Source organism: Mogibacterium sp. CM50, from assembly GCF_000293155.1.
In the GTDB taxonomy this organism is placed as follows: Bacteria; Bacillota; Clostridia; order Peptostreptococcales; family Anaerovoracaceae; genus Mogibacterium; species Mogibacterium timidum.
Genome location: NZ_ALNL01000023.1, coordinates 46525 through 69688 on the forward strand (window position 1 = coordinate 46525; position 23164 = coordinate 69688).

The following is a 23164-nucleotide window of genomic DNA, read 5'->3' on the forward strand; positions in this document are numbered from 1 at the left end:
TTCGTTTACACATTATACCATCAGGAAATAGGGGTTTCAATAGCAAATATATTTAAATTTTTAATAAGTTTTTAATAACGGTTTATTATAAATACCTTGTGCAAGCTTCAACTATTTTGTCAGCATGGTTATATATATCATCTATGTTTTCGATATTGTATCGGATGCCTTCTTTGTTTTCTCCAGCAATTACGAGATATTTTACAGAGCGTTGTAAATATACACGACATATCCATTTCCAAGTGTTATTGTCGAGTAAAATTCCAAAATATGCGCGAGTATCTTTATAAAATATTCTGCTGCTATCAACAGTTTGGCGCAGTATTGCTTTTATGATTGCAAAAGCTTCGAGTTCTTCAAGTGTTGTTTCAATTTCAACACTATTATTTTTTTCAGGAACTTCTGGCGAAGAGTCTGTTAATGTAGATTCATCTTCGTCTTTAGCAAGTGCCGTTTTGATGCGACTATTTAAAAGATCATTTATGTATTGAGCTCCTGCTTTTTTGACTATTGGGGTAAATTTATCAATGACATTTTGTGTTTTGGCACCATGATATATACCTGCATTTAAAACACCTTTTACAAACTCAGGAGAAGGAGATTCCATTTCTGTAGCAAACCAGTCCTTTATCAATTTGCTGTACTTAAGTGTCTCTGCACTATCCAATATACGTGATACATCCACCGCATCTTTCGTAAATTTTTGCAGCTCCGGAATATCTCTATCGAGTAAGTTCTCTAAATCTATTGTAAGAAAGGGTGTAGAATCCATTTTGTTTTTCTGATCTAAATCACTGTAAAACTTATATATAACTCCATTGGTGAGGATTCCAAATCGCGCATCAGTTGTTCCAAAATATCTATATAGTTGTGAGCTATGGCGATCGAGGTTATCCTGAGCACTTTTACACTCAACGAGAATAAGAGGCTTATCATCAATGATAATTGCGTAATCCACTTTTTCACCTTTTTTGATACCGACGTCTGCTGTATACTCTGGAACAAATTCATTTGGATTTAAAACATCATAGCCTAGCACCTTAAAAAAAGGCATAATTAAAGCTTGCTTTGTCTGTTCCTCGTTCTGAACAACATCTCTATATTTTTGTACGTGAGCAATGTGTTCTTTTAACAGATCTGAAAATTCCATAATGGTCTCCTTTCGTTTCGATTGATAATTTGATGTAGTAATATCCAATACCCTTAATAAACATTATTTACCTTGCATGGTAAGTGCCCACACATTCACCAACTATGCATACATCGTCTGCATCAGCAAGTATAGCGGAGTATTCAGCATTGCAAGGTTGCAGCATAATTCTATTATCTACCTTGTATAGCTTCTTGAGAGAGGCGGATTCTTCCGCTCCCCAGCACACCGCATATATCTCACCATCTTCATAGTCAAATTCTTTACGTATAAAAGCAACATCGCCATCATATATGCCGGCATCTATCATAGAGTCTCCTTTAACCTTGAGACAGTAATCAGCCTTGATAGTGCGATCCACATAGAAATATCCCTCGAAGTTTTCCTCGCAGTAAACGCCACTGCCTGCACAAATAGTTCCAAGTATGGGAACAGCATGAGCAGAAGGAGTAATGATGTTCGATGGGAGAGGGCGTTCGGAGCTATATGGCTTTTCGTAGCTCTGTACTCCGTTCAATCCAACAGGTTGGTTTTCATCAACTTTACTTAACAGTTCATCTAAAGAAATATCCATTGCATTAGCAACCTTGTAAAAAGTTTCCAATGAAGGAACGATAGATTCTCCAGTTTTAGGATTAATATTTCTTTCAAGTTGATTTATATAGGCTGTAGATAATTTTGCAAGTTTAGCAAATTCCATTAAAGACATTTTATTATGTGCCATTCTGAAATTGTAAATTACATCACCTAAGTGCATGATTAATCCTCCTCTTCGTATAGTTAACTATACAAAATAAAAAAAGTACAGTCAACTATAAAAAGCTCTTGACATAAAATTTATAGTCGACTATAATTCAGGCAAGGAGGTAGGACATGGACTTTACAAATCTAAAAGAAATCAGGAAAGAAAAAGGGTTAAATCAAGAGGAACTATCCCAGAAGTCAGGCGTGGGCAGAATCACTATTAGTCGATTAGAAAGTGGTGCACTCAAGGAATCTAGCGTTAGCACATTAATGAAAATTGCAAAAGCTCTTGAATGTGATGTAGAAGATATAGTTGGTTCTTTTGATAATCAAAATATATAGTCGACTATATAGAGAGCTGAAGAGGGAGAAGAAATGGATAAATTCAAACACATACTAATTGAATATGTTGTTCCGCTTATAGCTGGGCTAATTGGAACGCTGATCACACTAGCAGTAATTAAGTTAAAAAATGGATTGTGATGAAAGTTGCCAATACGGAAACCGCAACAGGAACAATGAGATGACTGACAACATACTCTAAATTAAACCAACGATTAGTCTCGGTATAACGATCGTATTCTTCAGTTAACTGATAAGTACCGTCAGGGATGAAAGCACCAAATGCGTCTATTTCGCTAGTGTAAACGGGTTCAATGAGATTGTAAGAGAGCATTGTTTCGAAGTTGTAAATCGACTCCTGAGTAGAAGGATTATTACGCAGCTTTTTCAGAGAGTCAAGTTCCTTTTTGGTTAATGAAATCATAACAAGAATCCTTTCTAAAACAAAGAACTATATGGAGATTATACAGCACAGAGAACTGAGGAGGGAGAACAATATGGAAACACACAAGAACTGGAAAGAAAGAGAAGCTGGAGAGTTGGCAAATATGATTATAAATCAAATGAGAGATAAAAGACTGACATTAGAAGTGTTAAATGACAGTGTAAAACTAGTTCAAGATGTATTCACTAAAAATGCAATGCTTTTAAAATCTCCGTTATCCAAAAAGGATGATTAATGCCAGCCTTAGGAGGATTATACAACCAGGAGAAAGAGAGAAGAAGATGGATACACCAATAGAGAAAAGATATATAACGACCGCAGAAGCCTCTGAGATACTGCAGATAGATGAACAGGTGCTCCGGAAGCTAGGTCAGCAAGGAGCGAGAGGGATTTATAAAATTGGCAAACAATACAGGTTCCGACTAAAGGAGTTTGAAACTGTTAGCGCAGAATTGTCAGAAAACTTAGACAAGCTGTCACAAGAAGTTGCGGGACTTGAAACAACTTATCGTGAAATGGTTGATAGGTTTGGACTTTTTGATAAAGCGACAAAGCAGGCTCAAACGGAATTCTATACGATGCTTCGCGCACTGGAGATTATGAGAGGTGATATTGATGAGGACGTTTGATTCAGTGAAAAAACTACTGGAGCAAGCCTGCAGGGAAAAGGATTAGTAGCATAGGAGCTGATAAGGGAGAAAAACAATGAATGAAAAAAATCCAAAACCAATTATAACCGAAGAAGCTGCAGTAGATGCTGCAAAGGCAGCATATGAAAAGCATAAAAAGATGCTGTATATAAGCTTCGAAGACTGCCTTGACGGAGATTTTCCACCTGAACTAGAACCACTTGCAGAACTAATGTACTGCACAGGATATGCAAATGCGATATCAGAGGCTGCAATCACCATTGAGGTTACGGTAAAAAAATGAAGGAGAGAACGAAAATGAAGAGGTTTGCAGAATCGATTAGGTATATGTGTTCGGACGAAGATGGAAAGTTCCGGATGAGTGAGCTGATAGGAGTAATTTTGTTCGCACTGTTAATCCCGATGCTGTGGATATTCTTATACGCCATAGGGTGCAATTGATAATTGGCAAAGGAGACATAACACAAATGGAAGACAAACAGAAAATATGTAATGAGTTGCTACATGCGCTGCAACTGACGAGAGGTTTCTGTGATTTGGTATCGCTAAAGTATGAACGAGAAGGTTCATATGAGCTTGTGGTCGCAACTTTTGATAACGGCTATCAAAAGACAGCTAATGTCACTGCCGATTCCGGAACAGCGATGATCGTAGATATCATCGCACAATGCCAGTAACAATGGTAGAGATTGGGTATGTATGCGACCGGTGCGGTCATGAACATGGAACACCGGGAGTAAATCGAGCCTTCTGGTGGTGTCGCAGAATTAAAGGCACAATCTGTGATGCGTGCTGCCGGCAGTGTGAGTATTGCGACGATTGGCACTGCAGGTATGATCCGGAAGGCAGGCAGCAAATGCGCGTCCTTGCCCTCGCCAACAAGGAAGATGAACGGCGTGTAGATAAATATAAGGCGAGATTTAAAGCGTCTAAGAATCCAGACCTTAGAACGAAAAAAAGACTGGTGGAGATTATCGAAGCCAAAGAGCGTGATATCAAAGCTAGAGAAAAAGAGTATGAGCGGCTGTATGCCAGAGAAGGCGAACAAAGAGAAATGTTTTAGCAGGATAAGAGGAAGAGAGGTAAACATATGGAAGGATATTGCGTAGATTGCGGACAGATGCATCTAGTTGAGGCAAATAATGCAGAAGATGCAACGCGTCTTGCAACAGAGAGATGCGACTGCGAAAGCGAAGCAAAATGGCACAGGCTCATGGAAGCCAATGTCGAAATGTTGTGCGGAGAAAAGTCAAGAGGATTGAGGTTTACTCCGATTGATGATGCCGGCATTAGCTTTATAAAGACATCGTGCGAACTAGTCCATGCAGGAGTCATCGAAAATATAAAAATCAAGGTTGCTAATAGTGAGATAACCATCAAGGCGGCAGCTGAAAAGGTGGATATCAAGAGAGTTAGAAAACAGAGCAACCAGCTAACTATATAGGGTGATCTATGGACATCAAAAGAAGAAGGCATTGCTTCGGCGACATGCTCACCGAAGATCAATTGACAAGGACGGAACTTCAGGAAATTGAAGATGGAATAATAAAAGAACTGGCACTCCCGGTAGTTAGCTGCAAAGAGTCAGCGACTCAGGATGATGATACATGGGTGAGAGTAAAGTTCGATTAGGAGGAAAAAATGTTAAAGATTTCATGGTGGCTAATGGTTTTGGTGCTAGTGATAGGTGTAATAGCCTTACATGAATATGCTGAAAAAAGGTATAAAAATGCCAACTTGCTATTTCTCATATTCGACATAGGGGCGTTGATATCTCTTTTGCTCGCAGTTATACGTTTGATGATATGGGCGAATTAGACAATTACTATCAAAACTGCGCCTATCCAAAGCCACGGTCTGCTAAGAAGAAAAAGAAAATAAATGGGTGGAAAAACAAATCGGACAGGTTTTGCAAGTATTGTGGCAAACCTTATGCCGAACGACATGAGGTTTTTGGCGGATCAAACCGACAGATAAGCATTGACCATGAATTTCAAGTTGATGTTTGTAGAAAACATCATGAGGAACTTCATTGGAATTGCACGGAATGGGCGCAATGCGAAAACGTAAAACTGAGGCAATTCTATCAACAGCAGTACGAAAATGAATTGATAGAGCAAGGACTGACAAAAGAACAAGCACGGCGAGATTGGATGTTACTAATCGGCCGCAACTATTTATAGGAGGTATCAAGATGAATTGGACAGTAGTAACAGTAACGGCACTTGTGTGCCTAACACTCGCTTTTATGGTAGCAGTCAGCGACAAAAAGAAATAATGATGCGTGTCCAGGTAGTAAGTTGTTCTAACGAGGAGTAACGAGATGGAAAGAATAAATGAAGCAAGAGCGAAAATCACAGATGAATCGCTGGAAATAAAAAGTGCATTAGCGACGTTTATTGAAGAGACGGTAAACGAACACTGCACCACAGAAGAAGTAGCAAATAAGATCCTTAATGGCAAGAAGTCCATTAAGGATTTAATACATAGCATAACAGAAGAAGCAAGGAAGAAGGCAGTTGATAACATTGCTGCAATCTCAGATGAAGAAGTCAAAGAAATGGTGCTGAAGTATTACGAGCTCGGTGAAACAAAAGCACATATCACGGAAGTGGTAGATATCTTAGATCTGATATAGGGAGTTAATCATGAGATATATTTACGAACATTTAAAGGATACTCCGGTCGAGATAGAGTATCCGGCAGATCTGGAAAAAATAGTAAATGAAGGCTTGCAAAAGCCCCTTATCTATAATCGATATCAGAAAATAGCGCATTGCCCATACTGCGGATATACATTTAATTATATCGATAAGTTAAGAAAGGGTGACACAACTTACTGTCCGCATTGCTATACAAAAGTTGTAGCAATGCCGCACACTTGTCTTCCGATAAGCAGCTACGATAGCTATGTATGGATGTTTTACAGAAATGACACGATTTATTTTGTAGTAGCTGAGGCTGGGTGGCGATATAGCGGACAGGCGGTAGACTGCATAGAAGATGCAACGACAATAAAGTTAAATCAAATCATATGCATATCTAATCAGAGCCAACACATGTATGTATACAGATACTATCAGCAGGACTGGTATCAAAAAAAGAAAGGCGGAGTATATATTGGTCAAGGAACATACAAAAATCTCGTAAAAAAAGAGCAGTTAGAAGATACGTTCATACGATACATGAATATTGATCCGGGGAATGCAGACTACATGGCTAAGGAAGCAGCCCTATGTGCAAAGTATCCGCAAGTGGAATTTATAAAAAAGGCAGGACTTGAAGGAATAATCAGCAGTAAAATAATGCACTATCCAACATACATATTTCCGAATTGGAAAGGGAAAACGATTGCGAAGTTCTTGAGGCTATCACCTCAGGACGTGGACAAGCTCAAGAACTGGGATATGTTTGATATAGAAGGAATAGCTTTTTATAAAATCCTGTCGAAGACAAGAAAGGTGAAGAAAAGCCACTTAAAAATTGTCAGAAAAATATTTGCAGTGAATGAAATCCAATCCCAAAATGAGGACTTTGTGAGATTAGCAACTTACCTGGATAAACAAGCAAAGTTATGTAATCATCCTACACCTGCTGTAATAAACATGACAAAAATAGAGTACAAGGATTACATGAGACAACTTAAAGACATGGAATATCCAATGAATGATTATTATAAGTATCCTAAATATCTTAAGGAAGCACACGACAAAGTCTCATCTGAATATAGAGCTTCGCTTGACGAAAGAAGAAAAGCTGAAAAAGCAAAAAAGCAGAAAAAATATGAAGAAAAATACTTACCAAGCCTAAAGAAGCTTATATATATCGACGACAAATATCTCATAAGACCATTAAGAGATATACAAGATTTTAATAACGAGGGCAGAAACAACAGAAATTGTGTCGCCTCATATTATGACAGAGCTGTAGAAGGAAGAACATCGGTATTTGTTGTCAGAAAAGTTGGTGAAGAAAACGAATCTTTGGTGACAGTGGAACTAGACCTCAAAACGAAGAGTATCAAGCAGTGCTTTGGGAGAGGAAATACTATTCCGGATGACGAAGTGAGAACGTGGGTAGATAACTGGTTGAATCTGATAGTAAATCAAGGCAGATAAGAAGGTGAGGGTAGCATAATGACAGAAATAACGAACGTAGAGTATGAGGTTCAAAAGGAACTGACAGCAAAAACAACAGAGGAACTGCAGATCGAAGTCAACGGACTATATCAACAGATGGAGATGATAGGCAGCATCGCAATGATGATTGCAGCAAACGCAGGACAGCGACTACTTGTAATTAAAGAGAGGTTAAAACATGGCGAATTTGAATCATGGTGCGAATCACACCTAGATTTCTCGAAGAGGAAAGCGGAAATGATGATGTCGCTGGCCAAAAGATGTGAAGAAGAAAATAGCCTGTTTTCAAAAGCGCAAACGTTTGCGGATTTGAATATTTCCAAGGTGTTCGCGCTTTTAGCAGCACCTGAAGAGGTGGCTAAAGAGGTGGTCGAAAATAACGACATTTCTGAAATGACAGTTAGAGAACTGAAGGAAGAAATTGCAGACCTTAAGCTTCAAAATGCGGAGATAGTCGAACTAAAGAGCAGGATAAAAGAGCTCGAAGAAGAAAAGGGCGAACCAGGAGTAAGCTCTAAAGAAATTGAAGAGCTGAAAGAAAAGCTGAAGAAGGAAAAGGATAAACTAAAGAAGACCAAGAGAGACAAAGACGACGAGGTCAAGAAAGCTCTTGAAGAAGCAAGAGTTGAATTAGATAGAGAGATTGAAAAGGCTGTCGCCACAGCGAATGTTCAGGCTAAGACAGAGAAAATTAAGACAGAGAAAGAACTAGAGGAAGCGAGAGCAGAGATTGAAAAACTAAACATGGCAGCTTCTAGCGGTGAAATAATTACCGCATTTCGCATAAATGTTAAATCGATGCAGACGATATTTAACGAATGTCTAGGTCAACTTGCAAAAATGGACGAAAACACATCAAGTAAATTCAAAAAGGCTCTAACGGAAATATTAACGTCAGAGCTGGAGGCATTAAATGAATAGGTTTGATTGAAGCCAAGACAGCGGCGGAAAGGATAATGCAATGAATGTGAAATTACAGAAGCTGGATATCAGAGATTAAAAGAAGAACAATAACGATATGAACCTGTAGCAACTAATTTAATAAGGATTATAAGGATTATAAAGAGCACAACAATAATAGCTACAGATCATATAGATTGCGGGCGGCGATTAGCCGCCCGCATGATTACAGAAAAAACTACATATATATAGAAGAAAACAGTCCGGTGCAAGTCCGGGGTAAAGGTTCATTAGAGTATTAATAATAGAGCCATAAGGGAAAAGATAATGTCAAAAGTAATTAGAGAGATATGTGCAGCTGGTGCTGTGATAGATGTCGCTATCAAGATGACATTTAGAGCAACCAGAACAGGAAGAAAAGCAAAAAAGAATAAGACAAATGAGGCTGTACAGAAAAATAATGACAGACTGGCAGTCAAAATGCTGGCAAGGTTGCTGAACATGAATTTCTTTCCGGGTGACTTTCACGCCACATTGACATATGCTGTTGAGTTATCACCTGAAGAGGCTAAGCATCAGCTATCTCTATTCATCAGCAGAATGAGAAACGAATATAGAAAGCTTGGCAAAGAGTTTTATTATGTTGCGGTTACCGAATATAAAAATAAAAGAATACACCATCACATCGTGATGAATTACATAGACAGTAAAATTATCGATAAACAATGGAAACTTGGACACATATGGTTATCTACGCTGGATAGATCGCGCAATTATACAGAACTTGCAGAATACTTGGTTAAAGAGACTCAGCAAACATTTAGAGAGCCAGAGAGCTCGACAAAGAGAAGATGGGCGGCAAGTAGAAATCTGAAGAGGCCTATCGTTAAGAGAGAATATGTAAGTGTGGCACAATTATTCGCTGATCCTAAAGCGTTCAAAGGGTATCAGCTTGATAAGGATTCGATCAGAAAATTTGAGAATCCAATAACAGGACTGGAGCACAAAGAATATCAGATGGTTGCTACAGATCCGGTGCCAAGAATAAGGACGTGGCGAAAAGGAAAGATAGTAAATAGACAAGAAGGATATATCCGCATGGCTGAAATAGAGCAGGTCAGCTTTGAGGATTTAGTTAGCATAGACACTCTGTAAAGAGTGGATTATTTAGGTGGGAAATTATGACAGCAAAAGAATTCATGAATGAGTATAGACGAATCGGTGAGAGAATAACACAACTCGACAATCAGATTTTTGATATAGAACAAACGCTGGGAGTTAAGGCGGTAAGCTATGACGGAATGCCGGGCGGTGATAGTATTAGCAAGGTTACAGAAGATACAGCTGTTAGATTAGCTACTTTGAGAGAAAGGCGAAAAAAGTTAAGAGACGAACTCTGGCGGCAGCGGGTAAAAATTGAGGAGGCAATATATAAGCTGTCAAACGCAGATCATGCGGAAGTATTGCGCAGAAGATACATAAGGATGCAGACTTTTGAAACAATCGCAGAAGAAATGTATATGACCGAGCGATGGGTATATACCCTGCATGGAAGAGCATTACAGGATGTTGAAAAGCAACGAAATTACAAAAGAGTTCAGTAAAATTCAGGGTGCACTCATGCTATAGTGTATGTGGGAATAAACCATGAAGTACTCCTTAAATAATATTGAGCAAGCGGTGGCGAAAGCCATCGCATTTATTTATGCAATCATGACGAATGAAGAGAAAAAGAAAGAGGCAAAGCGGAGATATAAAGAGGGCTATTCCGTCAGTGAAATCGCTCTTGCGCTAGATGTAAATGAAAATACATTGCGCTCATGGAAGAGGCGTGGCGAATGGAAGGTAAGTGCATCGGCAAAAACCGTGCAAAAAAACAAAGAGAGAAAGACGGTTAAAAAGGAACTTAAAAAAGCACTACAGGATGAGTCGGGAAGTCTCGTCAAAAATAATTTTCTTACATCTAAGCAAAAATTATTTTGTGCTTATTATGTGACGTGCTTTAACGCCACGCAAGCTTACCAAAAAGCCTATGGCTGCAGTCGTAAAACAGCGGGTGCTGCCGGATATAATTTATTGAAAAAAATAGAAGTACAAAAGGCAATCGAGGAACTGCAGCAACAGAAAATGACATCTGCGATGGGAATATCAAGTACACGAAGAATGACTGAACCACTTGATATTAGCAGTACCGAAGCTACAGGGACAGTGAGTAAATCCTCAAGTGGAGTAGTCGCTGTTGCTTTGCAGCAAAATATACCCCGCCCTGATCAAAATAGTACCCACCGGGGGACCTTTGAAAGGAACAAGAAAAAGATTTATGCCACCCAGTCGGTTTGTGGAATCTGCGGCCGTCCCGTGGATTTTTCACTGAAGTATCCACATCCATTATCAGCATGTATTGATCATATAATTCCAGTTGCAAAAGGCGGACATCCGAGCGACATCGAGAACCTTCAACTCGCTCATTGGACTTGCAATCGGACGAAATCGGACAAGCTTCTGAACAACAAAGTAACACCGACAGGAGAGACGGAAATAATTAATAATAGAGTTCTTCCTCAAAGCGTAGATTGGAGAACTTTTTAAACATTTTAACGAAATTTTTTCAAGCTGGAAACATGGGGGCATGATACCCTACCCTGCGGCGACGGTGACCTTCACGCCGTCACTACGAAAAAAAACACACGCTACCTCGGGCGATGGGGGTGTAATAAAAAAATTTAGGAGATAAAAATGGCATACAAAGGTATCGACTATTTAAGAAAAAAATTATTAATCAAGAGGGGTCGGGTTAAGACACGATACATGTATTACTCGATGAAACATCGCGTTCCGGATTTCGGTATATCTACACCGCCAAAACTCAGAAATATGATGTCTACTCTTGGCTGGTGCGGAAAAGCTGTTGATAGTGTCGCTGACAGACTCGTGTTTAGAGAATTTGCTAACGACTACTTCGAAATTAATAGCATATATCAATCAAATAATCCTGATGTGTTGTTCGATAGTGCGATATTGGGAGCGCTAATCGCATCATGCTCGTTTATCTATATAGTTCCGGATGCAGATGGTTATCCTCGTCTGCAGGTGATAAACGGAGATGATGCAACTGGTGTGCTGGATCCGGTCACAAACATGCTCCTGGAAGGATATGCAGTGCTGAAGAGGGATGATTATAACAACCCAGAGGTCGAGGCATATTTTACAGCTGAATCCACGATTATTTACAACAAGCGATCAGGGGCAGAAATATACGATAACCCGGCGCCTTATCCGTTATTAGTGCCGATAATTTACAGACCTGATGCAAATAGACCGTTCGGAAGGTCGAGAATAAGCCGCGCTTGTATGTCGATCATGGCATCGGCATCCAGGACGATTAAACGCTCGGAAATATCTGCCGAATTTTTTAGTTTCCCGCAAAAATGGGTAACCGGACTCGATCGTGACGTAGAAATACTTGATAAATGGCAGGCGGCGATGTCGGCTATGTTCACACTTTCGAAATCAGGTAACAGAAATGACGGAGAACCGAAGTTCGGGCAATTTACGCAGCAGTCCATGCAGCCACACACAGAACAGCTAAAAATGTTCGCTTCACTTTTTGCAGGTGAAACAGGCTTGACCATGGATGATTTGGGGTTCGTAATGGATAATCCATCATCACAGGAAGCTATTAAGGCATCGCATGAGACACTGAGGCTGTATGCAAAAAAGGCACAAAGGAACTTCAGCGCAGGCTTCCTCAATGCGGGCTATTTAGCCGCATGTGTAAGAGACAATTACGCATTTAAGCGTAGGCAGTTGTATCTGACTACGGCAAAATGGGAACCTGTGTTCGAGCCGGATGCAGCTATGTTAAGCAGCATAGGTGATGGAGCAATCAAGCTTAATCAGGCAGTGCCGGAATATCTGGATAAAGAAACCTTAAGAGATATCACAGGTATAGCAAGCAACAATTAAGGAGGCGCTATGGTTGATATAGGTATCAAGCTCAAAGAAATGATTGATGAATCATTCAGCGAATATATAGCTGTCGATATGATTATAAGAGGGTTAAATCGGAGAATTGAAAAAAACATAGCGACTCAAAAAGATGTCATTACATTATGCAAAAGGTTAGGAGATATCGGGGTTAGGGCCTTGCAAGATAATATTAAGCCGGACATTTTGCCAAATGGGAAAATGTATTGGAATATCGCCGAAAAAGCAATAAAACCGCTAATGATAAATATACACACGATAGTTAATCAAGCGGCCGCTGAAGTCCTTGAAACGGAACACCAAAATGCCGGTATTCATATCAAAACGATTATTTCGCCGTTTCCGGAAGAAAGAATTGAATCGCTTATAAATAACTTTGTCGAAGCATACAATGCAGGAACTGAAGAGGATGAGTAAAACTCGAAAAGATATTGCTGAAGAGGCAATGAAGAGGTATCTTGATGAGCCGATAAAAAATATAACTCAAGCTTATTACGACGATTTTGTCAGAGAAAATGCCAGAAGCTCGGCTAAGGTTGGACTAAAGACTATCGTAATTCGCCGAGAAGTTGGGAAGTGCTGCGACTGGTGCGCTAGTCTCGCAGGAGAATATGAGTACGGAGAGCAGCCGGCCGACTTTTTCCGAAGACATGATTATTGTAAATGCATGGTGCTATTCAGGAGCATGAAAGGCAAGTACAAGGATGTCTGGAGCAAGAAAGAGTTTGAATCGGAAAAAGCGGCAAGGATTGAACGAGTAAAAGAGCTTTCCGGAGAGATGGATGCTGAAATCAGAAGGCTAAAGCGCATAGCAAGAGACGAAAATAGGGCGTGTGTTGACACTTTGGAGATAAGAGAAAAATACAAAATTGATGGCAAAGTATTATCGGATAAAAACGAATACGTGATTGATGGGACTAAATATGTACTCGATGGAAAAAGGAACATCTTGGAATATACACATGATGAACTGGAAACAGGCAAAGAAATAGTAAATCGAATAGGTGGAAATCTTCAGATGCTACCTAAAATCAATGATCCGCAAGGAATAAAGACACCTGATTATTTGCTTGATGGCAAATACAAAATTGATAAAAAAACACCGACCGGAGGTGGTAAAAACACTATTTACAATAATTTGCGTGAAACCAAAGGGCAAGCAAACTACGTAGCATTAGAGATTAATTCGTGTCAACTGGAAAAAGAAAGGATATTTTCAGATATAGAAAATGGATTTAGAAGTGAACGCTTAAAACATTTGAAAGGCGTAATTGTTCTCAAGAACAATCGAATAATTAATGTTTTTGAAAGAATATAAAAGAGGAACTCCTGTCCCCCCCACAAGAAAAAATGGGTGGCGGGGAGAGAAGCTCCTCTGTTTAATCTGAATATATCATCTCATACTTCAGATGTCAATATGGTGACTGTGGCCAAGCGGTTAAGGCATCGGATTGTGATCCCGACATCATGGGTTCGATTCCCATCAGTCACCCCATAACTTATCAAGAATGGAGGTAACAGCATGACAGAGATCCGGAAAGGTCGGCAGATACCAACCGGGTCTGTAGTCTTACCGTATCACAGGACAAAAGGCAACGAAGCCGTCAAATTATACAATAAAACCGGCAAGAAGGCGCAAGAGTGGCAGGAGCTACTGCTCTATGACATACTTGCTCGGAATACTGACAAGCTATGGATACATACAAAATTCGGGTATTCAGTACCGCGCAGGAATGGCAAAAATGAAGTTATAGCTATACGTGAAATGTGGGGGCTTAAACACGGTGAAAAAATACTGCATACAGCACACCGAACTACTACAACTCATGCAGCATGGGAAAGATTGCTGGATTTGTTGACAAAAGCCAAAATTAAGATTGTGTCATCTTACCGGGCATTCGGTAAGGAACATATCGAAATTGAGGGTGGAGGCAAAATTGAGTTTAGGACAAGAACATCAAAAGGTGGTCTTGGAGAAGGATTCGATTTGCTGATCATAGACGAGGCGCAGGAGTATACTGACGATCAGGAATCTGCACTTAAATACGTGGTGTCAGATAGCAGTAATCCACAGACGATATATTGCGGCACCCCGCCCACTCCGGTCAGTTCCGGCACAGTATTTACAAAATTGCGACAAAAAACACTTGCAGGCGAAACAGTCAATACCGGTTGGGCGGAATGGTCTGTAGAGGAAAAAACAAATCCAAAGGACAAAGAGGCTTGGTACGAAACTAACCCATCGCTCGGTACAATCCTGAGCGAGAGAAAAATCCTTGATGAGGTCGGTAATGATGATACTGATTTCAACATACAGAGACTAGGTTTGTGGCTAAGATATAACCAGAAATCAGCTATAAGCAAAGCTGAGTGGGAAGAACTTCAAGTACAAAGCATGCCTGAATTACATGGAAAATTATATATAGGCGTCAAATATGGTCGTGACGGCTCGAATGTGGCCATGTCAATAGCTTCAAGGACGAAAGATGATCGCATATTCGTTGAATGCATTGACTGCAGACCAACACGAGCCGGCAACGAATGGATGATCCCATATATGATGAATCCTCATGTAGATATAGTTGTCGTAGATGGAGCTAATGGGCAAGAATTACTTGACTCGGATATGAGAGATATGCGGTTAAGAGCGCCGATTTGGCCAACGGTCAAGGAAATTATCAATGCAAATGCAGCATTTGAACAAGGACTGTATTCCCAAAAAATATGCCATGCAGGCCAGCCGTCTTTAGTGCAGATGATAAGCAATTGCGACAAAAGAGCTATCGGTTCAAATGGTGGATTTGGCTACAGGTCACTAGTAGATGGCATGGAAATAGCCTTGATGGATAGTGTTATCCTGGCATATTGGCAGTGCTCTGAAAGCAAGATATATGAAAAGCAAACAATAAGCTATTAAAACAGTCCATATTGGGCTGTTTTTTAGATATTTACGGATACCACCCGGTTAAGTGGGAGAAAGGACAGGTGGAATAATGAGTGATTTTACACCGATCACAACGCAAGAAGAGTTCGATAATGCGATTCAAGCTCGTATTACTCGAGAAAAAGAAAAGTTTACTCAACAGTATAGTGACTATGATGATATCAAGTCAAAAAATGCGACACTTGAGAAAACAATTGCATCTCAGAACAAGCAGATTAAAGAATTCACAGAAAAGCAGTCTGGACATGAAAAAAAAGTAGCTGACCTGCAGTCTAAGATTACAAGCTATGAAAAAGCTGATTTAAAAATCAAAATTGCAAGAGAAGCGGGTATACCTTTTGAAGTTGCAGATAGGCTCTCCGGAGACGATGAAGAGGCTTTGAAAAAAGATGCAGAATCATTTAAGAAGTTTTTAGTCAAGCCAAAATCTCAACCGCTCAAAGACACTGAGCCATCCGGAGATGATATGAAAAAGGCTGGTCTGAAAACGATGTTAGGCAATTTAAAGATGTAAAGGAGAAACAAAAATGGCAGATGTACTACAGATGAGCACAATGTTCGAGCCGGAAGTTGTAGAGGATTTATTCACTAAAGTGAAAGGACATTCAACCTTAGCGCAGCTATCCGCGCAGATTCCTATTGCTTTTACAGGTAACAGCATATTCGTCTTTTCGATGGACGATGAAGTGAATCTCGTTGCAGAGGGTGGAAAAAAGTCTGCAGGGAAGTTAAAGGCTGAACCCGTCAAGGTTGCACCTCTTAAAGTTGAGTATGGCGCAAGAGTGTCGGATGAATTTGTGTATGCATCCGAAGAAAAGAAGCTCGATATTCTTACAGCCTTTAACGATGGATATTCAAAAAAGGTTGCAAGAGGCCTTGACATCATGGCTATGCACGGAATTAATCCTCGAGACAAGCAGGTATCCTCATTGATTGGAACTAACAGCTTCGACACAGCGACCGGTGTAACTAAAGTCGATTACGTGGCAGGAACGGAAGAGGCGGTACTCGAAACAGCAGCTCTGGCAATCGGAGAATATGATGTTACCGGTTTTGCGCTATCAAAAAACTTTGGGAGTGAGCTTGCTAAAATTAAGGTAAATGGAGTTCCGCAGTATCCGGAATTCAGATTCGGAGCTAGCCCTGCAGCATTAGGCGGGACAGCGTGCAACGTAAACAGCACGGTTTCTTACGCAAATAATGCTGCCGGTTACGTTGGTGACTTCGCATCGGCATTTAAGTGGGGATTCGCGAAAGAAATTCCACTTGAGATTATCCCTTATGGCGATCCTGATCAGAGTGGCAAGGATCTCAAGGCCTATAACCAGGTATATCTGAGAGCCGAGACTTATATCGGATGGGGGATTCTGGATCCGACAGCTTTTGCAAGAATCATCAAGAAAGGATAAGTCATGAAATACATAAATAAAGTAACCGGAGAAGTAATCGAGGTAGATGCCTCGATTTCAGGCGGGTTTTGGGAAGAAGTTGATGAGACTGTAATTGAATCTGAAGACGTTGAACCTGGAGACGCCGAAAAACCAAAATCGAAGACAACAGGAAAAGGTCGCGGCAAGAGGGCGTAACTATGAGTAACTATGCAACCATTGAAGACATCAAAGCGTTGTGGAAAACATTGACAACAAGTGAGCAGGAGCGTGCAGAAGCGCTCCTGCCAATTGTATGTGACAGCTTGAGACATGAAGCAAATATGGTAGGTAAGGATCTGGATAAAATGATAAAAGATTCTCCGGCATTGTTAAATGTCACCAAGTCGGTTACGGTTGATGTTGTAGCTAGAACGCTTATGACATCAACTGACACAGAACCGATGGTACAGTTCTCACAATCAGCAATGGGATATACTACGTCAGGTACATTTTTAATACCTGGGGGTGGGCTATTTATCAAAGAGTCGGAACTGGCACGGCTAGGACTGAGAAAACAGAAACTGGGAGTAATTGATATATATGGAGATTAAAGGCATTACTGTAACACTCTATGAAAAAATAGTTAGGGGTAAAGATGAATTTGATGCAAATATATATGATGAAACACCGGTTGCTATTCATAACGTGCTTGTCGCACCGGTATCTTCTGACGACATAATTACACAACACTCGATTAAGAGTGATGAGGTTATATATAAGCTTGCAATCCCAAAGGGCGATACTCACACCTGGACGGATTGCCTTGTTGAGTTTTTTGGAAAAACATTCAAGGTTGTGGGAGAACCTGTGGAGGGCATAGAAGAAATGCTCCCGCTATCGTGGAATAAGCAAGTGCAGGTGAAATATTATGGCTAAATTCAAATTAAATAGAAGCGGTGTAAGAGAGTTACTGCGGTCAGATGGAATCATGGAAGAGTGCAGCAGACATGCAAAAAGAATCCAAAATAGATGTGGTGATGGTTATGAAGTAACCACACATGTTGGTAAAAATCGTGTAAATGCATCTGTGCATGCGAAAACCATAAAAGCGCGAAAAGATAACTCAAAAAACAATACGCTGCTAAAGGCTATGAAAGGTTAGTAATGATTGAGTTGATACTGTTTGAATGGCTAAAAAAACAACTAGCCCCAACTAAAGTGTATATGGAAGAACCGAAAGATGCCGAAAAAACTTTTGTATTAATCGAAAAAACTGGCGGAGCTGAATCGGTAGGAGTAAGCACAGCAACAATAGCGATACAATCGTATGAAACCTCGAAGTTTAAGGCAGCAAAACTCAATGAAGAAGTGAAGATTGCTGTAAATAAAATAGCTGAGGGTATGGGAGACGTTATCAAGGCAGAGTTGAACTCAGATTACAATTTTACAGATACCGATATAGGGCGGTATAGATACCAAGCTGTATACGATATCACTTATTATAAAAATTAGGAGGAAATGCAAATGGCAGCAAATGTAAATTCGGCATATGTTACCGCTGGAAAACCCAAAGTGGGTGGAGCGATCTTTAGAGCACCTCTAGGAACGGCAGTCCCAACGGATGCTAAAACAGCACTTGACAAAGCGTTTAAATCGCTTGGGTATATCAGCGACGATGGTGTAAAAAACGAGAACAAGATAGATACAGATGACGTCAAAGCTTGGGGTGGTAATACAGTAGCATCCCTGCTTAAGGAGAAAACGGATAAGTTTGAAATGACCTTGATAGAGGCACTCAATGTTGAGGTGCTAAAAACCGTCTTCGGTAGCAGCAATGTAACAGGAACATTGGCTGACAAGGTTACAATCAAGTCAAATTCTGCAGAAGCTGAAGATGGTATTTACGTTGTAGAAACTGTCCTGAAAGGCGGGTATCTGAAGAGGCTTGTGATACCGGTTGGACAAATATCGGATGTAGGCGAAGTTGAGTACAAAGATGATGCTGTTATCGGGTATGAGATAACGATTACAGCAAAACCTGATGGAACTGAAAATACTCACTATGAGTATATTGAGAAAGCATAAGGAGCTTTGAAATATGGCAGATAAGAAATACGTAAGTGGCGAAACGGAAAGCGGTTTCGTTTTTAATATCGAAGCAGGACAATTAGATAACATGGAACTAATCGATGCGCTTGCAGAGCTTGATGACGATCCATTGAAAATATCTTTAGTAATAACACTACTCTTTGGCAAAGAGGAAAAGAAGAGACTGTACGAACATGTTAGAACCGAAGATGGAATTGTCCCGGGCAAGGCGATCGAGAAAGAACTTAGCGACATATTTAGGGTGAGTCAAGAATTAAAAAACTAATCGCCCTTGCCGGTTTCATTAATATTGATGAAGATGCATTGATTTGCGATTTCGCAGAAACTTATCACATCTTTGATATTCGCGCACTACCGGCCAGATTGGTTGCAAGGCTTGCAGCGGGACTAAGAAATACAAGCAGAATAAAGATAAAAGTATCGGGACTTACAGTAACACCCGATACTTTTTTATTAGCTTCCATTTTTGATGTTGTGAATCTGTTGCTGTGGTCAAAGACTGAAGATGCTGAAAAAAACAGGAATCGCCCTGCTTGTATATCTCAGTGGCTACGGCAAGGTTATAGCGAGTCATCTTTAGATGCACACAAAAATATTGTATTTGAATCTGCGGAAGATTATGAGGCGGCAAGGGAAAAGCTCGTAGGAGGGATATAAATGGCAACTGAATTAGGAAAAGCATATGTACAAGTTATCCCATCTGCAAAAGGAATTGGCGATATGCTTAAAAAATCGATGGGCGGCGATATCGATAGCGCTGGTACATCGCTCGGAAAAGGATTAGGCAGCAAAATAAAAGCTGCGCTAGTTGCAGCAGGAATAGGGAAGGTTCTGAAAACTGCAATTTTTGAGGGTGCGAAGCTGGAACAGTCTCTCGGCGGTATTGAAACGCTATTCAAAGGCTCTGCCGGAAGAGTGAAGCAGTATGCTTCGCAAGCGTTTAGGACTGCAGGCATGTCAGCTAATGAATACATGGAAAATGTAACATCATTTTCGGCTGCTATGATTAGTTCGCTCGGTGGAAACACCAAAAAGGCAGCAAGATTGTCTAATCAGGCAATTACGGACATGTCGGATAATGCTAACAAGATGGGCTCTGATATAAATATGATCACGCAGACATATCAGTCCCTTGCTAGAGGGCAGTATCAAATGCTTGATAACCTCAAGCTAGGATATGGCGGTACCAAAGGTGAGCTACAGAGGCTTCTAAATGATGCCGAAAAGCTAACCGGCAAGAAGTACGATATCAGCAGCTTCTCTGACGTAACACAGGCTATTCACGCGATCCAAACGCAGATGGGTATAACCGGCACAACAGCTAAGGAAGCGGCAAGTACCATATCCGGCTCGTTCAACATGATGAAAGCTTCAGCAAAGAACTTCTTGGGCAATCTAACCCTCGGAAGAGACGTAAGTCAAACGTTACAGCAACTGGTAACGTCTACAGGTACATTCCTGAGCAACTTGTTACCGGCGCTAGGCAATATAGCTAAGGGAATCGTAAGTGTGATAGGCAGTACATTTCCGCAATTATTTGGCCAAATAGGTAATAGCTTAGGCGCTAATATGCCTAAACTGATATCAAAAGGGCTGGATATGATTACGCAGTTCACCGCATCACTCAGAAGCAACGCGGGAAAATTTATAAGCGCCGGAGCGGATATGCTGCTTAAACTTGCACAAGGACTAGCAAATTCACTGCCGATTTTGATACAAAAATTGCCGCAGATAATAACCAACATAGCAGGTATTATCAATGATAATGCTCCGAAACTGCTTGTTACGGGTGTAAAAATAATCATTACATTAGCAAAAGGCATAATCCAAGCTATTCCGACACTAATTGCAAATATACCTCAGATATTGAGAGCTATATGGAATGCATTTACAGCGTTTAACTGGTTGAGTCTCGGTGGCACTATAGTGCGCAGTATAGCGGGAGCCCTGAGAGGGGGCGTTGGGGCGTTGTTTAGTGCTGCGCAGAGTTTGGGAACGACAATACTTAATGCACTAGCTAATCTCCCAACGTTTCTATTTAACGCGGGAGCTACAGCTATAGTACATATGATCCAAGGCTTTAGATCAGCTTGGGGAGTAATCACAAGTATTGGTGGCCAAATTGTAGTTGCAATTGTATCCGGCCTCTTAAGGCTGCCAAGCCTTATGTGGAACAAAGCTAAAGGAGCTGTATCGAGGATGAAAAGCGCATTTACATCCGGCGGATGGCACAATATAGGCAGCCACATTGTCTCCGGAATTATCAGGGGTATTGCCGGTGCAGCTGGTAGACTGTTTAGTTCAATGAGAAATCTTGCGTCGAAGGCTTTATCGTCAGCTAAAAAGGCACTTGGAATTAGTTCGCCTTCAAGAGTTTTTGCTGCAGAGGTCGGCAAATGGATACCGGCAGGTATCGCAGTCGGTGTGACCAGAAATTCGAGCATTTTGACTGAAATAATGGATGATACAGCAAAGAGTATGACGAACTCATTTAACCCAAATCTTGTACGTAATGCTCAAATTAGCTGGAACGGATCGTCTCAAAGCAATGGCGTAATGCCGGCAGGGAACGTTGTGCAGAACATCAACATTTATCAGCCGGTTAAAACTCCGGGAGAGACAGCTGAAGCAATCAAAAATACTGCTAAATATGCATTTGCAGGAGATTACATTTAATGAGAGATATTGGATATTGTGTTAGGGCCGTCAGAGATGACGGCTTAACTTTTACTTATGAAAATGACGACTGGATGATGACCTCCCTTGAAGGAGCAGAATATCCTCAAATTGAGATATTTACAGAAGCAAAAGGAATTGGCAATGGAGATTTAGTTACCGGTAAGCGGAAAGGATCACGAGTAATAGAGGTGGCAACCGTGCCACGCCATTATAATGATGGAAATTACAGAATTCTACGACAAAAGGCGCTATTTTTCCACAATCCGTCACATACATTTCACTTGGAAATAGTGTATATGGGCGATATCAAAATCGCAAAAGAATGCGAAATTAAAGCATTTACATTTCCTACAGAAAGATATCGCAAAAATGCAGCACTGAAGCTTTCCTATTTGTCACCGCATAGCGAGCTTTTTGCTGCAGGTGACGAAAAAACAAATCTATCAAGCATAACAGCCAGATGGGCGGTTGTGCGAGCCTATACAGGTAGCAATAAGCTGCTGTATTCGACCGAGGATAGAGCCGACAGCATTGTTATTGATTATCAAGGATCAGCAAAAACAAGCCCTGTTATAAAAATTACAGCAGATGGATACGTCAAAGATTTAATAATTAAAATTGGTGATGTTACATGCAATCTCAATACGACACTTAAAATTGGAGATGTGGTTGTCATAGATGGCTCTAAGGCATACGCAACACAGAATGGGGCAATGGTAAGAAGCGTTGAAGATTTCCGAAGATTGAAGTTAATACCCGGAATGAACTTGATATCAATAACTTCAAATAGTGGTAATGCTTTCAAGTCTAAGATTACGTATACAGGAAGGTATGAGGGTATATGATTAATTTTTACGACAAGGAAATGAATCTGCTAGAGACGATTGAGTTTATCGAAATCACCTGGAACAGAAAATGGACTGAAGCGGGAGATTTTACGATATACACAATCGCAAATGAATGGAACGACAAAATCAAGTACATAAACATTGATGGGAGACCGGAAACAGGAATTGTAAAGAAGATTGTAATTGAAGAAAAAATAGAAGGCACTTTTTTAACCCTTGAATTTACAATCTAAGTGCAACAAATGAATAATGACTCATTACTTCTGGTAAAATGGTGTTTGCTAAGACATCCAAATATCAGGAGGCATAATGAGTCATTACAAACATATTACACCAGAGGAGCGTGAAAAGATACTACTTCTCCATTCACAGAATTGCACAATTACATATATTGCTAACAGCATTGGCAGAGATAAGTCAACAATCTCTCGTGAGTTATCTCGTAATACTGTGGATAGTAAGTATTCTGCCATATCTGCTCAAGCTGCATACGAAGTTCGCAGAAAGAATTGTCGTCCGAAGCATAAACTCTCGAATCCAACGATTTTTAAATATGTTCAAGAAAAGTTTCTTGAACATCAATGGTCACCGGAACAGATTTCAGAGAGACTAAAACTGGAACATGCGAGTTTCAGCATTAGTTATTCAACCATTTATAGAGCTATCTATGCAAGAATGTTTGACACAAAAGCCGAACGCAAATCGAAGGGGAATCGAGGTGCGATACGGAAACTTAGACATAGAGGGAAAACTCGTCATACTAAAGAACACACTGAAAAACGTGGCAAAATAGTTATTAGCAACAATCTCTCAGAGCGACCTGCCGAGGCAGAGAGTCGTTCACGTATTGGGGATTG

General features: G+C 40.4%; 38 protein-coding genes and 1 tRNA gene. 36 read left to right on the forward strand and 3 right to left on the reverse strand.

Annotated elements, in window-relative coordinates; translation table 11 throughout:
• Positions 1-85: 85 nt before the first annotated feature.
• Together HMPREF1152_RS03680 and HMPREF1152_RS08965 are read right to left on the reverse strand one after the other, a co-directional pair.
• A complete protein-coding gene (locus tag HMPREF1152_RS03680) occupies positions 86-1150 on the reverse strand; it encodes a type I restriction endonuclease (RefSeq protein ID WP_009643847.1) in 1065 nt (354 codons plus the stop codon).
• Positions 1151-1217: 67 nt separating this feature from the next.
• Positions 1218-1907, reverse strand: a complete 690-nt coding sequence (locus tag HMPREF1152_RS08965) for a helix-turn-helix domain-containing protein (RefSeq protein ID WP_009643786.1) — start codon at positions 1905-1907, stop codon at positions 1218-1220.
• 116 nt (positions 1908-2023) lie between these two features.
• Here HMPREF1152_RS08965 and HMPREF1152_RS03690 point away from each other — a divergent pair, with 116 nt between their 5' ends.
• Positions 2024-2236, forward strand: coding sequence for a helix-turn-helix domain-containing protein (locus HMPREF1152_RS03690; protein WP_009643846.1), 213 nt, complete (start codon positions 2024-2026; stop codon positions 2234-2236).
• A gap of 118 nt (positions 2237-2354) precedes the next feature.
• Here the strand turns inward: HMPREF1152_RS03690 and HMPREF1152_RS03695 are convergent, their stop codons facing one another.
• Positions 2355-2660 carry a hypothetical protein gene (locus HMPREF1152_RS03695; RefSeq protein ID WP_039883486.1) on the reverse strand — a complete coding sequence of 102 codons (306 nt, stop codon included), beginning with the start codon at positions 2658-2660 and terminating at the stop codon, positions 2355-2357.
• Positions 2661-2733: 73 nt separating this feature from the next.
• On the opposite strand from HMPREF1152_RS03695, the gene HMPREF1152_RS03700 reads away from it, so the two are divergent.
• The 35 genes from HMPREF1152_RS03700 to HMPREF1152_RS03860 all read left to right on the forward strand — a co-directional run.
• The gene (locus tag HMPREF1152_RS03700; protein WP_009643802.1) at positions 2734-2916 is read left to right on the forward strand and encodes a hypothetical protein; all 183 of its coding nucleotides are present in this window, start codon (positions 2734-2736) and stop codon (positions 2914-2916) included.
• Positions 2917-2962: 46 nt separating this feature from the next.
• Positions 2963-3310 (forward strand): helix-turn-helix domain-containing protein, encoded by a 348-nt coding sequence (locus tag HMPREF1152_RS03705; protein WP_009643791.1) that lies wholly within the window; start codon positions 2963-2965, stop codon positions 3308-3310.
• 76 nt (positions 3311-3386) lie between these two features.
• Positions 3387-3614 carry a hypothetical protein gene (locus HMPREF1152_RS03710; RefSeq protein ID WP_009643848.1) on the forward strand — a complete coding sequence of 76 codons (228 nt, stop codon included), beginning with the start codon at positions 3387-3389 and terminating at the stop codon, positions 3612-3614.
• 14 nt (positions 3615-3628) lie between these two features.
• Positions 3629-3772: a hypothetical protein gene (locus tag HMPREF1152_RS09720; protein WP_009643796.1), complete on the forward strand. Its 144-nt coding sequence runs from the start codon at positions 3629-3631 to the stop codon at positions 3770-3772.
• Positions 3773-3798: 26 nt separating this feature from the next.
• Positions 3799-4008, forward strand: coding sequence for a hypothetical protein (locus HMPREF1152_RS03715; RefSeq protein ID WP_009643809.1), 210 nt, complete (start codon positions 3799-3801; stop codon positions 4006-4008).
• Entirely contained in the window at positions 3999-4394 is a 396-nt protein-coding gene (locus HMPREF1152_RS09825; RefSeq protein WP_242822272.1) for a hypothetical protein, read from the forward strand. The genes HMPREF1152_RS03715 and HMPREF1152_RS09825 overlap by 10 nt, the downstream gene beginning before the upstream one ends.
• A gap of 27 nt (positions 4395-4421) precedes the next feature.
• Positions 4422-4775 carry a hypothetical protein gene (locus HMPREF1152_RS03725; protein WP_009643804.1) on the forward strand — a complete coding sequence of 118 codons (354 nt, stop codon included), beginning with the start codon at positions 4422-4424 and terminating at the stop codon, positions 4773-4775.
• 8 nt (positions 4776-4783) lie between these two features.
• Positions 4784-4963, forward strand: coding sequence for a hypothetical protein (locus HMPREF1152_RS03730; protein WP_009643780.1), 180 nt, complete (start codon positions 4784-4786; stop codon positions 4961-4963).
• Positions 4964-4972: 9 nt separating this feature from the next.
• Positions 4973-5149: a hypothetical protein gene (locus HMPREF1152_RS09540; RefSeq protein WP_009643829.1), complete on the forward strand. Its 177-nt coding sequence runs from the start codon at positions 4973-4975 to the stop codon at positions 5147-5149.
• Positions 5137-5514 (forward strand): hypothetical protein, encoded by a 378-nt coding sequence (locus HMPREF1152_RS03735; RefSeq protein ID WP_039883489.1) that lies wholly within the window; start codon positions 5137-5139, stop codon positions 5512-5514. The genes HMPREF1152_RS09540 and HMPREF1152_RS03735 overlap by 13 nt, the downstream gene beginning before the upstream one ends.
• A 140-nt stretch (positions 5515-5654) precedes the next feature.
• Positions 5655-5969, forward strand: a complete 315-nt coding sequence (locus tag HMPREF1152_RS03740) for a Cas9 inhibitor AcrIIA9 family protein (protein ID WP_009643806.1) — start codon at positions 5655-5657, stop codon at positions 5967-5969.
• 280 nt (positions 5970-6249) lie between these two features.
• Complete coding sequence (locus HMPREF1152_RS03745) at positions 6250-7449, forward strand: PcfJ domain-containing protein (protein ID WP_198004076.1); 1200 nt, start codon at positions 6250-6252, stop codon at positions 7447-7449.
• 18 nt (positions 7450-7467) lie between these two features.
• A complete protein-coding gene (locus HMPREF1152_RS03750; RefSeq protein WP_009643803.1) occupies positions 7468-8391 on the forward strand; it encodes a DUF3102 domain-containing protein in 924 nt (307 codons plus the stop codon).
• Between the two features lie 306 nt (positions 8392-8697).
• The gene (locus tag HMPREF1152_RS03755) at positions 8698-9525 is read left to right on the forward strand and encodes a rolling circle replication-associated protein (protein ID WP_009643822.1); all 828 of its coding nucleotides are present in this window, start codon (positions 8698-8700) and stop codon (positions 9523-9525) included.
• Between the two features lie 26 nt (positions 9526-9551).
• A complete protein-coding gene (locus HMPREF1152_RS08970; RefSeq protein ID WP_009643833.1) occupies positions 9552-9974 on the forward strand; it encodes a DUF1492 domain-containing protein in 423 nt (140 codons plus the stop codon).
• 43 nt (positions 9975-10017) lie between these two features.
• On the forward strand, positions 10018-10959 hold the full coding sequence (locus HMPREF1152_RS09235; protein WP_009643836.1) for a terminase small subunit: 942 nt from the start codon (positions 10018-10020) through the stop codon (positions 10957-10959).
• Between the two features lie 147 nt (positions 10960-11106).
• A complete protein-coding gene (locus HMPREF1152_RS03775) occupies positions 11107-12336 on the forward strand; it encodes a phage portal protein (RefSeq protein WP_009643810.1) in 1230 nt (409 codons plus the stop codon).
• A gap of 9 nt (positions 12337-12345) precedes the next feature.
• Positions 12346-12774, forward strand: coding sequence for a hypothetical protein (locus tag HMPREF1152_RS03780; protein ID WP_009643790.1), 429 nt, complete (start codon positions 12346-12348; stop codon positions 12772-12774).
• A complete protein-coding gene (locus HMPREF1152_RS03785) occupies positions 12767-13675 on the forward strand; it encodes a hypothetical protein (protein WP_039883490.1) in 909 nt (302 codons plus the stop codon). The genes HMPREF1152_RS03780 and HMPREF1152_RS03785 overlap by 8 nt, the downstream gene beginning before the upstream one ends.
• Positions 13676-13777: 102 nt before the next feature.
• A tRNA-His gene (locus HMPREF1152_RS03790) sits at positions 13778-13852 on the forward strand.
• A 27-nt stretch (positions 13853-13879) separates the two neighbouring features.
• Positions 13880-15274 (forward strand): terminase TerL endonuclease subunit, encoded by a 1395-nt coding sequence (locus HMPREF1152_RS03795; protein WP_009643850.1) that lies wholly within the window; start codon positions 13880-13882, stop codon positions 15272-15274.
• A 76-nt stretch (positions 15275-15350) separates the two neighbouring features.
• Entirely contained in the window at positions 15351-15815 is a 465-nt protein-coding gene (locus HMPREF1152_RS03800; protein ID WP_009643854.1) for a capsid assembly scaffolding protein Gp46 family protein, read from the forward strand.
• A 13-nt stretch (positions 15816-15828) separates the two neighbouring features.
• A complete protein-coding gene (locus tag HMPREF1152_RS03805; RefSeq protein ID WP_009643831.1) occupies positions 15829-16710 on the forward strand; it encodes a phage major capsid family protein in 882 nt (293 codons plus the stop codon).
• Between the two features lie 3 nt (positions 16711-16713).
• Positions 16714-16887, forward strand: a complete 174-nt coding sequence (locus tag HMPREF1152_RS09545; protein WP_009643825.1) for a hypothetical protein — start codon at positions 16714-16716, stop codon at positions 16885-16887.
• A 2-nt stretch (positions 16888-16889) separates the two neighbouring features.
• The gene (locus HMPREF1152_RS03810) at positions 16890-17282 is read left to right on the forward strand and encodes a phage Gp19/Gp15/Gp42 family protein (protein WP_009643853.1); all 393 of its coding nucleotides are present in this window, start codon (positions 16890-16892) and stop codon (positions 17280-17282) included.
• The gene (locus HMPREF1152_RS03815; RefSeq protein ID WP_009643789.1) at positions 17272-17607 is read left to right on the forward strand and encodes a hypothetical protein; all 336 of its coding nucleotides are present in this window, start codon (positions 17272-17274) and stop codon (positions 17605-17607) included. Before HMPREF1152_RS03810 ends, HMPREF1152_RS03815 begins: the two co-directional genes overlap by 11 nt.
• Positions 17600-17833: a hypothetical protein gene (locus HMPREF1152_RS03820; protein ID WP_009643819.1), complete on the forward strand. Its 234-nt coding sequence runs from the start codon at positions 17600-17602 to the stop codon at positions 17831-17833. Before HMPREF1152_RS03815 ends, HMPREF1152_RS03820 begins: the two co-directional genes overlap by 8 nt.
• 2 nt (positions 17834-17835) lie before the next feature.
• A complete protein-coding gene (locus HMPREF1152_RS03825) occupies positions 17836-18183 on the forward strand; it encodes a hypothetical protein (protein ID WP_039883492.1) in 348 nt (115 codons plus the stop codon).
• 12 nt (positions 18184-18195) lie between these two features.
• Positions 18196-18756 carry a phage tail tube protein gene (locus HMPREF1152_RS03830; RefSeq protein WP_009643823.1) on the forward strand — a complete coding sequence of 187 codons (561 nt, stop codon included), beginning with the start codon at positions 18196-18198 and terminating at the stop codon, positions 18754-18756.
• Between the two features lie 13 nt (positions 18757-18769).
• Positions 18770-19045, forward strand: a complete 276-nt coding sequence (locus HMPREF1152_RS03835; protein ID WP_009643824.1) for a hypothetical protein — start codon at positions 18770-18772, stop codon at positions 19043-19045.
• 98 nt (positions 19046-19143) lie between these two features.
• Positions 19144-19437: a DUF5361 domain-containing protein gene (locus HMPREF1152_RS10040; protein WP_442852104.1), complete on the forward strand. Its 294-nt coding sequence runs from the start codon at positions 19144-19146 to the stop codon at positions 19435-19437.
• Positions 19438-21456, forward strand: coding sequence for a phage tail protein (locus tag HMPREF1152_RS03845; RefSeq protein ID WP_009643834.1), 2019 nt, complete (start codon positions 19438-19440; stop codon positions 21454-21456).
• Entirely contained in the window at positions 21456-22304 is an 849-nt protein-coding gene (locus HMPREF1152_RS03850) for a phage distal tail protein (RefSeq protein WP_009643794.1), read from the forward strand. The genes HMPREF1152_RS03845 and HMPREF1152_RS03850 overlap by 1 nt, the downstream gene beginning before the upstream one ends.
• Positions 22301-22540, forward strand: a complete 240-nt coding sequence (locus HMPREF1152_RS03855; RefSeq protein ID WP_009643781.1) for a hypothetical protein — start codon at positions 22301-22303, stop codon at positions 22538-22540. The genes HMPREF1152_RS03850 and HMPREF1152_RS03855 overlap by 4 nt, the downstream gene beginning before the upstream one ends.
• A gap of 76 nt (positions 22541-22616) precedes the next feature.
• A partial coding sequence (locus HMPREF1152_RS03860; protein WP_009643098.1) for an IS30 family transposase occupies positions 22617-23164 on the forward strand: 548 nt, incomplete at its 3' end.

Bases quoted from the DNA above. Each gene is read 5' to 3' on its own strand.
- HMPREF1152_RS03845 (WP_009643834.1), top strand. From the start codon at position 19,438: ATGGCAACTGAATTAGGAAAAGCATATGTACAAGTTATCCCATCTGCA.
- HMPREF1152_RS03850 (WP_009643794.1), top strand. From the start codon at position 21,456: ATGAGAGATATTGGATATTGTGTTAGGGCCGTCAGAGATGACGGCTTA.
- HMPREF1152_RS03715 (WP_009643809.1), top strand. From the start codon at position 3,799: ATGGAAGACAAACAGAAAATATGTAATGAGTTGCTACATGCGCTGCAA.
- HMPREF1152_RS03745 (WP_198004076.1), top strand. From the start codon at position 6,250: ATGTTTTACAGAAATGACACGATTTATTTTGTAGTAGCTGAGGCTGGG.
- HMPREF1152_RS09540 (WP_009643829.1), top strand. From the start codon at position 4,973: ATGTTAAAGATTTCATGGTGGCTAATGGTTTTGGTGCTAGTGATAGGT.
- HMPREF1152_RS09720 (WP_009643796.1), top strand. From the start codon at position 3,629: ATGAAGAGGTTTGCAGAATCGATTAGGTATATGTGTTCGGACGAAGAT.
- HMPREF1152_RS03820 (WP_009643819.1), top strand. From the start codon at position 17,600: ATGGCTAAATTCAAATTAAATAGAAGCGGTGTAAGAGAGTTACTGCGG.
- HMPREF1152_RS03855 (WP_009643781.1), top strand. From the start codon at position 22,301: ATGATTAATTTTTACGACAAGGAAATGAATCTGCTAGAGACGATTGAG.
- HMPREF1152_RS03710 (WP_009643848.1), top strand. From the start codon at position 3,387: ATGAATGAAAAAAATCCAAAACCAATTATAACCGAAGAAGCTGCAGTA.
- HMPREF1152_RS03805 (WP_009643831.1), top strand. From the start codon at position 15,829: ATGGCAGATGTACTACAGATGAGCACAATGTTCGAGCCGGAAGTTGTA.
- HMPREF1152_RS09825 (WP_242822272.1), top strand. From the start codon at position 3,999: ATGCCAGTAACAATGGTAGAGATTGGGTATGTATGCGACCGGTGCGGT.
- HMPREF1152_RS08970 (WP_009643833.1), top strand. From the start codon at position 9,552: ATGACAGCAAAAGAATTCATGAATGAGTATAGACGAATCGGTGAGAGA.
- HMPREF1152_RS03740 (WP_009643806.1), top strand. From the start codon at position 5,655: ATGGAAAGAATAAATGAAGCAAGAGCGAAAATCACAGATGAATCGCTG.
- HMPREF1152_RS08965 (WP_009643786.1), bottom strand. From the start codon at position 1,907: ATGCACTTAGGTGATGTAATTTACAATTTCAGAATGGCACATAATAAA.
- HMPREF1152_RS03815 (WP_009643789.1), top strand. From the start codon at position 17,272: ATGGAGATTAAAGGCATTACTGTAACACTCTATGAAAAAATAGTTAGG.
- HMPREF1152_RS03810 (WP_009643853.1), top strand. From the start codon at position 16,890: ATGAGTAACTATGCAACCATTGAAGACATCAAAGCGTTGTGGAAAACA.
- HMPREF1152_RS09235 (WP_009643836.1), top strand. From the start codon at position 10,018: ATGAAGTACTCCTTAAATAATATTGAGCAAGCGGTGGCGAAAGCCATC.
- HMPREF1152_RS03825 (WP_039883492.1), top strand. From the start codon at position 17,836: ATGATTGAGTTGATACTGTTTGAATGGCTAAAAAAACAACTAGCCCCA.
- HMPREF1152_RS09545 (WP_009643825.1), top strand. From the start codon at position 16,714: ATGAAATACATAAATAAAGTAACCGGAGAAGTAATCGAGGTAGATGCC.
- HMPREF1152_RS03730 (WP_009643780.1), top strand. From the start codon at position 4,784: ATGGACATCAAAAGAAGAAGGCATTGCTTCGGCGACATGCTCACCGAA.
- HMPREF1152_RS03755 (WP_009643822.1), top strand. From the start codon at position 8,698: ATGTCAAAAGTAATTAGAGAGATATGTGCAGCTGGTGCTGTGATAGAT.
- HMPREF1152_RS03690 (WP_009643846.1), top strand. From the start codon at position 2,024: ATGGACTTTACAAATCTAAAAGAAATCAGGAAAGAAAAAGGGTTAAAT.
- HMPREF1152_RS03785 (WP_039883490.1), top strand. From the start codon at position 12,767: ATGAGTAAAACTCGAAAAGATATTGCTGAAGAGGCAATGAAGAGGTAT.
- HMPREF1152_RS03695 (WP_039883486.1), bottom strand. From the start codon at position 2,660: ATGATTTCATTAACCAAAAAGGAACTTGACTCTCTGAAAAAGCTGCGT.
- HMPREF1152_RS03750 (WP_009643803.1), top strand. From the start codon at position 7,468: ATGACAGAAATAACGAACGTAGAGTATGAGGTTCAAAAGGAACTGACA.
- HMPREF1152_RS03780 (WP_009643790.1), top strand. From the start codon at position 12,346: ATGGTTGATATAGGTATCAAGCTCAAAGAAATGATTGATGAATCATTC.
- HMPREF1152_RS03705 (WP_009643791.1), top strand. From the start codon at position 2,963: ATGGATACACCAATAGAGAAAAGATATATAACGACCGCAGAAGCCTCT.
- HMPREF1152_RS03735 (WP_039883489.1), top strand. From the start codon at position 5,137: ATGGGCGAATTAGACAATTACTATCAAAACTGCGCCTATCCAAAGCCA.
- HMPREF1152_RS03725 (WP_009643804.1), top strand. From the start codon at position 4,422: ATGGAAGGATATTGCGTAGATTGCGGACAGATGCATCTAGTTGAGGCA.
- HMPREF1152_RS03795 (WP_009643850.1), top strand. From the start codon at position 13,880: ATGACAGAGATCCGGAAAGGTCGGCAGATACCAACCGGGTCTGTAGTC.
- HMPREF1152_RS03830 (WP_009643823.1), top strand. From the start codon at position 18,196: ATGGCAGCAAATGTAAATTCGGCATATGTTACCGCTGGAAAACCCAAA.
- HMPREF1152_RS03835 (WP_009643824.1), top strand. From the start codon at position 18,770: ATGGCAGATAAGAAATACGTAAGTGGCGAAACGGAAAGCGGTTTCGTT.
- HMPREF1152_RS03700 (WP_009643802.1), top strand. From the start codon at position 2,734: ATGGAAACACACAAGAACTGGAAAGAAAGAGAAGCTGGAGAGTTGGCA.
- HMPREF1152_RS03775 (WP_009643810.1), top strand. From the start codon at position 11,107: ATGGCATACAAAGGTATCGACTATTTAAGAAAAAAATTATTAATCAAG.
- HMPREF1152_RS03680 (WP_009643847.1), bottom strand. From the start codon at position 1,150: ATGGAATTTTCAGATCTGTTAAAAGAACACATTGCTCACGTACAAAAA.
- HMPREF1152_RS03800 (WP_009643854.1), top strand. From the start codon at position 15,351: ATGAGTGATTTTACACCGATCACAACGCAAGAAGAGTTCGATAATGCG.